This is a genomic window from Pseudoalteromonas sp. SG43-6 (assembly GCF_014164365.1).
Lineage (GTDB): Bacteria > Pseudomonadota > Gammaproteobacteria > Enterobacterales > Alteromonadaceae > Pseudoalteromonas > Pseudoalteromonas rhizosphaerae.
Map to the genome: position 1 here is coordinate 25,104 of NZ_JACJEZ010000015.1, position 12,721 is coordinate 37,824.

6 protein-coding genes are annotated in these 12,721 nt (G+C 39.3%); 4 read left to right on the forward strand and 2 right to left on the reverse strand.

Annotated features, from left to right (window positions below):
- Window positions 1-434 precede the first annotated feature (434 nt).
- Complete coding sequence (locus tag H5201_RS08365; RefSeq protein ID WP_182784215.1) at window positions 435-3,269, reverse strand: TonB-dependent receptor; 2,835 nt, start codon at window positions 3,267-3,269, stop codon at window positions 435-437.
- A 548-nt stretch (window positions 3,270-3,817) separates the two neighbouring features.
- Between H5201_RS08365 and H5201_RS08370 the strand changes: the two genes are divergently transcribed.
- The 4 genes from H5201_RS08370 to H5201_RS08385 all read left to right on the forward strand — a co-directional run bounded on the left by H5201_RS08370 (window position 3,818) and on the right by H5201_RS08385 (window position 11,401).
- A complete protein-coding gene (locus tag H5201_RS08370; protein ID WP_182784217.1) occupies window positions 3,818-4,780 on the forward strand; it encodes a glycoside hydrolase family 43 protein in 963 nt (320 codons plus the stop codon).
- A 527-nt stretch (window positions 4,781-5,307) separates the two neighbouring features.
- Window positions 5,308-8,736 (forward strand): LamG-like jellyroll fold domain-containing protein, encoded by a 3,429-nt coding sequence (locus tag H5201_RS08375; RefSeq protein ID WP_182784219.1) that lies wholly within the window; start codon window positions 5,308-5,310, stop codon window positions 8,734-8,736.
- Between the two features lie 229 nt (window positions 8,737-8,965).
- Window positions 8,966-10,867, forward strand: a complete 1,902-nt coding sequence (locus H5201_RS08380; RefSeq protein WP_259399669.1) for a carboxylesterase/lipase family protein — start codon at window positions 8,966-8,968, stop codon at window positions 10,865-10,867.
- A 114-nt stretch (window positions 10,868-10,981) separates the two neighbouring features.
- The gene (locus tag H5201_RS08385; RefSeq protein ID WP_259397091.1) at window positions 10,982-11,401 is read left to right on the forward strand and encodes a hypothetical protein; all 420 of its coding nucleotides are present in this window, start codon (window positions 10,982-10,984) and stop codon (window positions 11,399-11,401) included.
- 289 nt (window positions 11,402-11,690) lie between these two features.
- On the opposite strand, the gene H5201_RS08390 is transcribed toward H5201_RS08385, so the two are convergent.
- Window positions 11,691-12,458 (reverse strand): ABC transporter substrate-binding protein, encoded by a 768-nt coding sequence (locus tag H5201_RS08390; RefSeq protein ID WP_182717785.1) that lies wholly within the window; start codon window positions 12,456-12,458, stop codon window positions 11,691-11,693.
- Between the last annotated feature and the right edge of the window lie 263 nt (window positions 12,459-12,721).

Sequence of the window (12,721 nt, forward strand, 5' to 3'; positions counted from 1 at the left end):
CTGTATTAAGGTTGCCTTTTATTATGTTAATTATTTGCTGCCTGACATTGATAATATTGTATGATTAATTAACAGTCAACTGATAAAAATAAATAAATGTTAAATAAAAATCAAAAAAACAAATCTTGGCAACAAGGCCATAAAAAACAATTGGTTGATGAAATATAATCTTACGGGAAAGATAGAAGTATCAAAAAGTGAAATATAACTCATCCTAAATCAAATAATTATTATACTACAAATTAACAACTCACTTGAAAGGGTATGCCAATGCTCCATAGCTATAACATATATTAAGATCGGTAATTCCAAGTACGGGGAAACAAAAAAGACGAAACAATTAGCTTTACAAGCAATGGGAATAATTTTCTGTATAATATGAATAAGCATAAAAAACCCCGAGGTTATCGGGGCTTTTTATACTCTAATTTACATTAGAATGAATACCGTGCACCTAAAGCAAATGTACGAGAAAAAATACTACTTCCCGCATTAAATAGATTTTCGTTACCTTCTCCATAATAAGTTTGATACTTATCATCTAACAAGTTAGTAGCATCAAATGTGACAGTAACATCTTCTGTAATGTTATAACTAACTTGGAAATCTAAACTTTGCTCTGGGCGATTCCAAATTTGTAATGGATTCGCAAAAGTAGCATCCGTTGTTCCGCTATAAAACGCTGAGCGCCATAAGTATGACAAACGCATATCAAATGACTCTCGCTCGTAAATACCAACGACACTAACTGATTCATCAGAAACGCCTGTCATACTTGTTTCGGTATAACCAATAATATTGCCTAACGAATCAAAGTCAGGAGTGTCCTGCGAAGAGTCTAAGTTAGTGTAACTTGCCTGCATACCTAAGCCATCAAGAACGGCTGGCAGATTTTCTGGGAAATAGACTAATCCTAACTCGAGACCAGATAATTCACCATCTGACGCATTACCAGGAAAGCTAACAACGTATGGACGAGTTTCGCCATCATCGCCTTCGCGTACAACATTTCTACGTGATGAAATGACTAACCCATCAATTTCACGCTTAAAGTAAGACGCGTATAAAGAACTTGTATCAGCAAAATACCACTCTAGCGATAAGTCATAATTTTTTGACTCAGTAGCTTGTAAATTAGGATTACCAGTACTACCGGTACCATATTCTTGCGCTTTGGTAATTGGATCTTCGTAACGTGCCACAGAGCTTAAATCAGCGTAATTAGGCATTCTTAGTGTTTCTGTATACGCAACACGCCCGACAATATCTTCTGTAATATTCCAGTTTAGAGATAAACTTGGTAGCAACTTATTGATACTTTCTGATTCAACGGTTTGGTCATACTGAGCAGGATTTTTAGATAATAGTGATTGAAACTTCATATCTTGATTATATTTCACGTAACGAGCACCAACCTCACCGCTAATATTTTCAAAGAGATAAAAGTTCATTGTGCTATATAAAGCATAAGAATCTTCTTTAATATCAAACGTTTTATACTTATCTTCTTTGTTAAACCCATAGACAGCGCGGACAGCATCTACATTATCAAGTAAGTAACCACCATCTGCTGCGATAAAGTTATTGAAAACGTTAGCTCGGCCATCAAAGTAATCATCAACCTGATAGATAAGCCCAGATCCGTCATCGCTTACACCTGCTTCAACTAACTGGCTCATGAAATTAGTTAGCGATGTTGGTTGATATTTATTCTGAGTACGAGTGAATGCTTCTGCAGTACGTTTTTCGTAGCGCCCACCAAAAGAAACTTTATCAATATATGTGCCACCAAATAAATATTCTGCGTCAAACGTAAACGCAATTGAGTCACCACTGTTGCCATCACCATTGTCATATAGATCAGCAGCATTCCAGTTTGCAACAGCGCTCATATCAGCTTCATTTACAGGTGTATTAGGATCGTCTTCGTATACGACTGCGGGTACACCTCCACCATTATTATAATCAACGTTTAGAGTAGGAAAAGTTGCGCGATTAAAGCGCATTGCTAAAAAGTCGCTTTCATAATCACTTTTTTGATATACCAGTTCACTATTAATGGTCAGATAATCTGATGCTTGCCACTTCGCACCCAATGCGTATAAATACGTGTCTGTTTTTTGAGAAGTAGCATCACCACTTACAAAACCATCTGCGCCGAGGGTTTGTCTTTGCTTTATGACATTTGTGTCATCGTAAGTAACCGGTGTTTCAATGCCGACGTTATCATTGTAACTAAACGCATGCCATAATGAATTTTGTGACTCATTACGATAGCCAGTATAAAAACCTTCAGCCGTTAACTCTAATGTATCATTAGGTGCCCATTGAAATGAGGCTGTTATTGCTGGGCGCTTACGTTCACCGCTAAAAGAGTTACCAAAAACAGCGTCACGGCCAAGTAAATACTCTGCTGACTGGCCATTTATATCAAGCGCTGAACCTGGTGTTGTTGGTAGGCCATTTTCTAAGCTCTGCCAAACAGAGGTTTCGTTACCCGGTGCTCCTAACGTTCTAGGAATTGGAGAATAAGGTCTAAAACCAGTAGCTGGTTGGTTTGTGAAATAGGGTAATGCAGCCCCTGCAGCTAATGTATCATCGCGGTAGTGCGTTTTAGAATAGGAAACATTGACCAGTGCACCAAACTCACCCGCACCATCCAAATCCCAACGATTACTTAATAACATACTTAAATTAGGGTCAACTTTGTCAGGTTGGTCTGAATAAATACCGCGTGCTGCTAGTACTACTTTTTTACCATCAAAGTTAAATGGACGCTGAGTTTTAATATCAATCGAGCCAGCTATACCACGCTCAACTTGCTTTGCCGATCGCGTTTTATATACGGTAACACCAGAGAGTAAGCTAGCAGGAATATCTTGCAGCGACACATCACGACCTGAGCCGGTAAAAATATCACGGCCATTTACAGTAGTATGAACATCGCTTAGACCACGAATTGATACGCTGCTGACTTCACCGCCCCCACGGCCGGTAGTTTGTACACCTGAAACTCGCTGTAGTGCTTCAACGACATTATTGTCAGGAAATTTACCAATGTCTTCGGCAACAATCGCATCAACAATTTGTACGCTAGCGCGTTTTTCATCTAGCGCTTTGTTTAAGCTACCGCGAATACCTGATACTTGGATAACTTCGATATCATCAGTGCTATCTGGCGGTGTATTTGTTACTTCATCCTGTGCGTAAGACAGTTGGCATGTAAATGCCAAAACTATCGCACTGGCTATGTGTGTTTTTTTAAACATTAGCGGTGTTCTCCAAATTATAGTTATATCGGAACTCTGAACTATCCAATTAAGTTACCGAAGAGTGACCACTGCATTGCCCATTGTGTGTTGTCAAAACAGTATACGAGATATCTACATTGACTATGTATATAGATTTACACTCGGACTTTAATCATATTGTATGACTATTTAAGGGTCAACTCAAAAAACAACAAATTCAAATAACCTGTAAAGAGTAGTTAACACCCACTCCATTGAAATAGTTGATTTATTAGCTTGTTTCATCTAGCCACCTAACAATTAAAAAAGTAAGGCTATGAAATTCAAAAGCTTAAAGTCGACAATGCGAATAACAATCACATTAATACTGTGTAAAAATATAAATGCATTGCAACTATATATTTACCTCGGTTATGCTGATGTCATCACAATAAAAATACAATAATACAATTAATGGTGTTTTTTATTGTACTTTTACTAATTTTTAGTACTCACAGCTGCCATGAATTAACTAAAACTACACACAAGCGCAGATACTTTGGCTTACACCATCTATAAGGATACATATGAAAAATAAATTAACAGCCCTTGCGTTACCATTACTCTTATCGAGCGGTATGGTTGCAGCACAAAACCCATTATTTACCGACGTGTTCACCGCAGATCCAGCGGCATTAGTTCATAAGGACACAGTTTATCTTTATACCGGTCATGATGTTGCCCCTAATAATGATATTTTCTTTGAGATGCATGACTGGCTTGCTTTTTCATCAACAGATATGGTGAATTGGAAAAAGCATGGCCCAATAATGAAAGCCACTGACTTTAAATGGGCTAAGGGCGATGCATGGGCAGCGCATATGATTGAACGTGATGGCACCTTTTATTTCTTCACCACTGTTCGCCATGATGAAACTAAACCTGGTTTTGCAATTGGTGTTGCAACGTCGAAATCTCCTACCGGACCATTTAAAGACGCTATAGGTCATGCATTGGTTACTAATGATATGACTACCCAAACACCGAATGATTGGGATGATATAGATCCGGCCACCTACGTAGAAGAAAACGGTGATACCTACCTATTTTTTGGTAACCTCGTACCTAAATATGTAAAACTAAGTGATGATTTATTAAGCCTAGACGGTGAAATCAAAACCATCGACTTACCTAATTTCACTGAAGCTTTATGGGTTCATAAGAAAGATGAATATTACTATGTTTCTTATGCATGTGAATTTCCAGAAAAAATCTGCTACGCAATGAGTAAAAGTATCCATGGCCCTTGGCAGTACAAAGGCATTCTCAATGAGATTGCCGGTAACAGCGAGACTAATCATCAGTCAATTATCGAGTTTAAAGATAAAAGTTACTTTATTTACCATACAGGTGCAGTACCACCAAAAGATGGCAAGCCAAGTGGCGGACGTTTTCGTCGCTCAGTTGCGATTGAACCACTTATATACAATGATGATGGTACCTTACAGCGTATCATCATGACCACTGAAGGGTTGAGTAAAGACAAATAACTCAGTCAACGAAGGGGCTCTCACTGCAGAGCCCCTATCACCGTGGTTTAAAAAATTGTTCGCTGGTGAATAAATCTACTTATAAAGACGATTTTCAATCGCTAACTGCGTTGAGTTAACTTGCAATAGGTAAGTGCCTGACGCGTAAACTCGCCTTGTTAATTCTGATAACTTTCTAGGTAGACACTTTATTAACCTTTATAATTTTAAATCAAAGCATTCGTAAATACCTTTACCTGAGATCTGGTTAACCCCCTCTATTTTCGCGTAATACTTACATTACTTGCTGTAAATAAGCGAAAAATCGTCGCAAATCATTGCTTGATGATAATTGAAACACAGCTGTAAGCATTGTAAACAAAGCACTTTTTATTTACATAACAATTACTTTTGCAAAAGTATTTGCACATTTGAAATAGTACTATAAAATTACAATACTACGTAGTTGCTATTTTACGTTAGGTGCACAGCAATTTTATTGACAACATTAAATAACAAAAATCCCAGTTATAAGAGGACATTAAAAAATGAAACTAACCAGATTAGCGATGGTGATCAGCTGCGCTTTAGCTGTTACAGGATGCGGTTCAGACAGCAATTCAGCGCCCGAAGGCGTATTAGCGGCACAACCTACTGCAACCGCAAAGCCAACTGTAAGTAGCAGTGTACAATTTAACAACAATGGCAATGTAACAGTGACTAATGTTGCCGTGCATGATCCGTCGGTTTTAAAAGTCGATGATACTTATTATATTTTTGGCTCACATTTAGCTGCCGCTAAATCGACCGATTTAATGAACTGGGAAATGATTTCAAGTTTATCAGCAAACAGTGCTGTAAATGAAAGCCCGTTGTTTGATTTTAATTACACAACCGAAATTGCAGAGGGTATTGAATGGACTGATGGCTTTACCGGTAACTGGGCTGCTGATGTAATTAAAGCACCCAACGGCAAGTTTTGGTTTTACTACAATCATTGCGCTCAAGATAATCCAGATACACCTAACACTGTTGATGAAGTATGCTTTAATCGCTCTTATTTAGGTCTTGCAGAAGCAGACTCTATTGAAGGTCCATACAAAAATAAAGGCATTTTTTTACGCAGCGGCTACCGTACTGATGATGAATTTGCTAAGTATCCATTAGATAATGGGCAAACAATATGGGCTGGCGCTGTAGATCCCAATGCCATTGACCCCGCCGCTTTTTATGATAAAGATGGCAATTTATGGATGGTGTACGGTTCATACTCTGGCGGGATATTTGTACTTGCTATAGATGAAACAACAGGCATGCCTGAAGCAGGACAAGGCTATGGAACTAAACTAGTCGGTGGTGACTTCCGTGCTATGGAAGGTGCATTTACTATGTATAGCCCTGAAAGTGATTACTACTATCTTTTTTACTCAGTTGCAGGATTTGCTGCTAATGATGGTTATAATGTACGTGTTGCACGTTCAAAGAACCCACAAGGTCCTTATTTAGATAATGCGGGCAACGATATTGCCTCTGCAGGCGGCCTTGAAATAGGTGAAAAACTATTAGGTGGTTTTGAATATACCCAAGAGCTCGGAGAAACAGCACCAGCTTGGGGTTATCAATCACCGGGTCATAACTCAGCGTATTATGATCAGGCATCGGGCAAACATTTATTTGTCACTCACACTCGCTTCCCATTAAGCTCTACTGAATTTCCAGAAAGTGCTGAAGCACACCAAGTACGAACCCATGAAATGTTCATTAACCAACTTGGTTGGCCTGTACTTTCACCACAACGCTATGTTCCACTCAATGGTGAGAATGTACTATCGATGGACGAAATCCAAGGTTATTACAAATTCATAAACCATGGTACAACCGTTAATACCAGTGCTATTCGTTCAACTCACATTGCACTTAATGCTGATAACTCAGTAACAGGCAGCGATCCTGGTACTTGGTATCCTAGCGATGATTCTAATACCAATATTAAACTAGTATTAGAATCTGGCACTTACTTTGCCGTCGCTAAATGGCAATGGGATGATGCCAATAAAGCACTTGTACCAACGCTGTCGGGAGTATCAAGTGAAGGAGCAACGGTTTGGGCAACTAAAGTTGACGATATTACGGCAACAAGCGATATCCTTGCCACTGTTGCTCAAGCGTTGGATATTAAAACTGAGTTAAGTATTGCAGATGAAGGTTACTCATTACCAACTCTTGGTAAAGATGGCGCACAAATCAGCTGGCAAAGTAGTGATGAATATTACATAGGTAGCGACGGTGCAGTATTTATTCCAACCCCAGACCGTGGTAATAAATCAGTGACGCTCACAGCCAATATTGAGCTAAACGGCCAAACCACGAGTAAAACATTTACAGTTAATTTAACCGCACGTCCTGAGTTTAAAAATGCGATAGCACATTATTCATTTGAAAATGCGCTCACAGATAGCTTAGGAAATTTACCAAGTGCCACAACTACTGATAATAATTTGTTAAACACCGGCGCAGGTAATCAAGCGTATGCTGCTGGGCAAACAGGCCAAGCATTTAGTTTTGATGGTGCAACAGGTGTCAGATTACCTGATAGCTTTATTCAATCAAGTGCATACACTGTTTCTTATTGGTTGAAACCAACGGTTTTAACTGATTTTTCACCATCATTCTTCGCCACTACGACTGTTGATAGATGGATGAGCTTGATCCCTGGTAACACTCATTTTACAACCACACCAATGCTATGGAGCAAATATTTAGATGATGCGGGTGTTGAACAGTGGAACCAAATCATTTCTGCAACCCCGGCAACGCTTACTTGGTCGCATGTTGCAATCACTTATGCCAACGGCGAAGCTAAACTTTACCGTGATGGGGTTTTAGCAGGATCAATGCCACGCGCTGATTTTTTTAGTAATGCAACGGGTAACTTTGCACTTGGCGTAAACTATGGCTGGGATTTACCATTCCAAGGCGAGATTGATGAATTAATAGTATATGACTATGCCCTTGGTAACTTAGACATCAATGCAGCTGCTATCAATAACTTAACTGATCCAACAAAATTCGCTGGTTTTGTAAAAGATGCATTAGATTTAGGTGATGTATCAGCAGTGCGTGATAACCTCACTCTACCGCGTGTTGGTCCATTTGTATCCGGTATCAGTTGGACATCAAATAATGAAGAATACCTAAAACCTGTTAATGGCACAGCTATCGTTAATCAACCAAGTGCGTTGGCAGGCGATCAAATCGTCACCTTAACTGCAACGATTAACTATAAAGGCTTCACTGACACTAAAACCTTCGATGTTACCGTTAAATCACTTGCCCCTGCGCAATATAGCTTTGAAGGTGATTTAGCTGAGCTTGAAGGCGTTTACGGTAAAGGTAACGCAACCGGTAACCGGATAGATAACCAAGGCGGTGCTGTCACTTTCACTGACGGTATTATCGGTCAAGCTGTACATCTAGATGGTAATGTTGGAGTGAGATTACCTGATAACTTAATTACAACGAATGACTATTCAATTTCACTGTGGTTAAAACCAGATGTATTTACCAGTTACACGACTGCATTCTTTGCCGGTGCAAATTCGTCAACGTGGTTAAGCCTTGTCCCATCAATGGATGGTACTGATAAAACTCGACTTTGGGCAACTACGGGCGCATTTTTCGATAACGGTGAGCTTGATACTCGTATACCTAAAGACAAATGGACTCACTTAGCCATGACTGTCGATGGTAGCAATGGTGATACACTAAAAATGTACGTAAATGGTGAATTAAAACTTGAAGCTGCAGGTTTTCCACGTGTATTCACTGTTGCAGGCGAGACCAATGAATTTGCGTTAGGCGTAAACTATTGGGATACGCCTTATGCTGGTGCAATTGATGAGTTAAAAGTATTCAGCGGTGCAATTGATGCTGATGCAATTAAAGCACTCTTTGATGCAGCAACTGCACAAGAATAAACTATTTTGGGCGAGCTGCCTTGCCCAATAGTTTGTTGTCGTGAAAAGCCAGACGAGAGTCTGGCTTTTTTATTTATCAATTATTTCAAAAAATCACTTATCTTCTACCGTGCCATTTGTACTATAATAACAACTTAGTAAGGGCTATGTACCGTATTCTTATGTTCTTATACCCTGTTTTTGCTTTGCCAAAATGACAGCATTTAAAGTTATTGCTAACGGCGGCTGAATGGACACCTTATTTCCTTTTGAGCATATGCTGTCTGAGATTAATTCATATGGTTACTTAGTGATAGCACTGGGCAAAAGGCAAAACAGCCTTGATGACAAATTCTTAAATAAGGCCAGAAATAGCATGCTCCCTCACGTCATTGATTGGATTAGAGCACAATTTGCGAATCTGCTCAGTGAATTTTACCAAAGCGCAAATCTGCAAAAAATCGCTATTGCAGGTCAATTCTGGGATGGCGCGCAACTTTTTGCTACAGCAAACTATAAGCTTGATTGGCAATTAAAAGATAAGCAAAGCAATTTTAAAGGAATGATTATGAACGTATCAAAACTTAAACGGCTTTTATGGGCCACATTTTTTGCTACAGCAGCAGCCAGCGCAAACGCAGAACCATTAACCCAAGTCAGCGTGGCACAGGGCAAACTTGAAGGCACGGCCCAGCAAAACTTAGCCGTATTTAAAGGCGTGCCCTTTGCTAAACCACCGGTTGGAGAGTTGCGCTGGAAAGCCCCTCAACCTGCCGAAAAATGGCAAGGTGTGCTTAAAGCACAAGCGTATGCCCCTGCCCCAATTCAAGCAGGCGATCCCGTATCTGGGAGCAGTGAAGATAGTTTATATCTGAATATTTGGACGCCCGCGCAATCAAATAATGAAAAGCTCCCGGTGCTCGTTTGGATCTACGGTGGTGGCTTTAGCTTTGGCAGTTCATCAGATCCTATTTTTGATGGTAGCGAACTTGCCAATAAAGGCGTGATAGTAGTGTCTATTGCTTATCGCGTTGGTCAATTAGGTTTTTTAGCCCATCCTGAACTTAATAAGGAAAGCCCAGTTGGCGTATCAGGTAATTATGGGTTGCTCGACCAACTAGCCGCCTTAAAGTGGCTTAAACAAAACATTAGTGAGTTTGGTGGTGATGCAAATAATCTTACCATTGCGGGTGAATCTGCGGGCGGCATTTCGGTTAGCATGCTTGCCGCCTCACCGTTAGCTAAAGGGTTATTTAACAAAGTTATCTCGCAAAGTGGTGGTTCATTTGGTCCTACTCGCATTAAGAACTACCCCGGTGAAAACATGTCAACCTTACAACAGGCTCAAACAGAAGGTTTCGACTATGTAAAACAGTTTGGCACAAGCTCCATTGCACAACTGCGAAAAATGAGCGCAAAAACTTTTATACCAAAAGGCTGGTCACTTCCCGGTGGTTGGCCCATTGTTGACGGCTATGTGATAAAAGACGACCAATATAAGCTCTATCAGCAAGGCAAGTTTAATGATGTACCTGCTTTAATTGGTTATAACTCGGATGAAGGCGTCAGCTTTGTGTGGGACCCTGATGTTAATAATTTTGTTGATGGAGTAAAGACTCGCTTCGGTCAATTTGCGCCAAGCTTACTTGAAGCTTACCCTGTTGCAAAAAACAGCATCCCTCGCAGCGCCCGTAATCTGGTGCGTGATGCTGCCTTTGGTTGGCATACTTGGAGCTGGGCTAAGTTACAAACTGAACATGGAAGAGCCCCTGTTTATTTATATTACTTTGATCACCATCCTGAGCGTAAACTTGGCGGCAAAGATGAAGATTATGGCTCTGGCCACGGTCATGAAATAGCCTATATGTTTAAAAACCTTAATAAAGCAGATCCGAATGTAACTAAAAATGATTTAAAAATGTCAGATATAATGGCAACCTACTGGACTAACTTTGCCAAAAATAGCAATCCAAATGACGATGCATTACCAAATTGGCCTGCTTTTAATAATGACAAACCCAGCACTATGTATTTTCAACAGCAAGCGAAAGTCGGCCCAGTGCCCGACAAACAAGCGCTAGAAACACTTGATCAGTATTTTAAATGGCGCCGCACACCAGCCGGTGAAAAATGGGCTAACCAAGTTCGTTAGTGTGCAGCTATCCAAATAAAAGCCAAATTAATATTTGGCTTTTATTTACATGCCTCCCCTTTAGTAACGCCTCTTTCAGCCGATAAGTATGATTAAATCACATTATAAAGAGCCATGATGCAGATACATAAACCACTGGGACAGCCAATTGCGTCACCATCAGAGTCTACGGTAAAAAGTAACGATACTACTGGCTATCGTTTATCAGAAAAAGAGTTAGACAATATATCAGGCCGGGAAACTAAAGAGAAAGCAGAAAAAGAGGCCAATTCAGATATGCCCGATCACATCGCTAAAATGATCGAACAGCTGAAAAAAATCAAAGAACAGATTGAACAACAAAAAGAGCAACTCGAAAAGTTAAAAGCGCTAGATAACCAGCAAGATGAAGCTGTTAAAGCACAAGTCGAAGCGCAAACTAATATGATTGTATCAATGCAAGCTCAAATGGGTTCGTTAGTTCAAACCATCGCTGAAGCGATGAAAGAAGCTGGTATTACCGACACAGGTGCACTTGTCAGTGCCATGGTGTGATCAACTGAAATCGCGATTAGTTGTTACTATTGTAGTACTGCTCATATTCTATTATTAGCAATCGTGTTTTTAGCTATACTTAAATAAGCGCAATATCAACAATTAGGCATAATTATGAGTTATAAAAACTGGCCAATCGCTAGGCAGATTGGTGCACTCGTATTTCCTTGCTACAGCAATTTTTACTGACAAAAGTAAATCGGCCATTAAAATGCCTTCTGCTACCAGGCGCAATAAGCTTTGCAATTTAATCACCAAAATAATTAGTGATTGTTTAATCGATAGATTTTTAGTTAAAGGAACCGCTTTTTATTTGTAGATACTTTTCGATAGTTTTATCTTTCTTATCTGATGCAAGCACTTCATCTAAAGATTTCTGAATTTTTGTTATCATTTCATCTGATGTTTTTTTATTAGCTATCATGTAATAGCCACCTTCGTTCGACAGTAAATAGGCTTTTTCAATTGCTGACTGATCATAGCCCAGCGTTTTCATTTGATAGGCTAAATCTAATGGATCTCCAGGGATCAGATCTGTCCTTTTTTTAAATAAAGCTTTTAATATTTGTTCTGAATTAACAGTAACATAGTAGTCTATATTTTCTTGAAAGTGATTACGTTTAAGGAATTGCTCAACTGAACCGCCCATCAGCACACTAGTTTTATATTGTTTGATATCTGCGATTTTGTTGATCTGTATATCAGATCGGGAATTTAATTTATACAGATATACCTCTCTGGTGTGCAAAGGGCCAATCCATTTATACATATTTTCGAGCTCAGGAATGCGAGCTACTGTAAAAAGCAAAGTGTTAGGAGTTTGTTGGACAGTGTATAAAGCGCGTTTAAAAGGATAAACTAACAGTTTGTATTTGATGTTCGCTTTTTGCAGCGCGGCTTCTACTAACTCTGTGCTAATACCAACTAGCTTACCACCTTTGTTAAAATTATAAGGTGGCCAGTCGTTCAACAAAATTGTAAGTTCAGGCTCTGGATCCTGAGCGTTTGCATTTATATTTGACAATAAACTCAATAATAAAATCATTCTTAATATCATGAGGCTTCCTATTCCTGTGCCTGCTTCTATCTATAAAAAGCGCTATTTTTTAAGTTTATTTTATAATTATCTTTGGCTTTACCTTACATATTAGCAGCCTACGCTAACATTACACTTGGTTCACTGTATCTTACAATTATGGACAATCAAATTGTACCTTTGCTGCGTCACCTTACACTAATTAAATTAGCGACAACAGCTTAAAATACAACCACCTTTGATATTGAGCGAATCGCTTAACTTTGGCAGTTTGTTAAAAAATA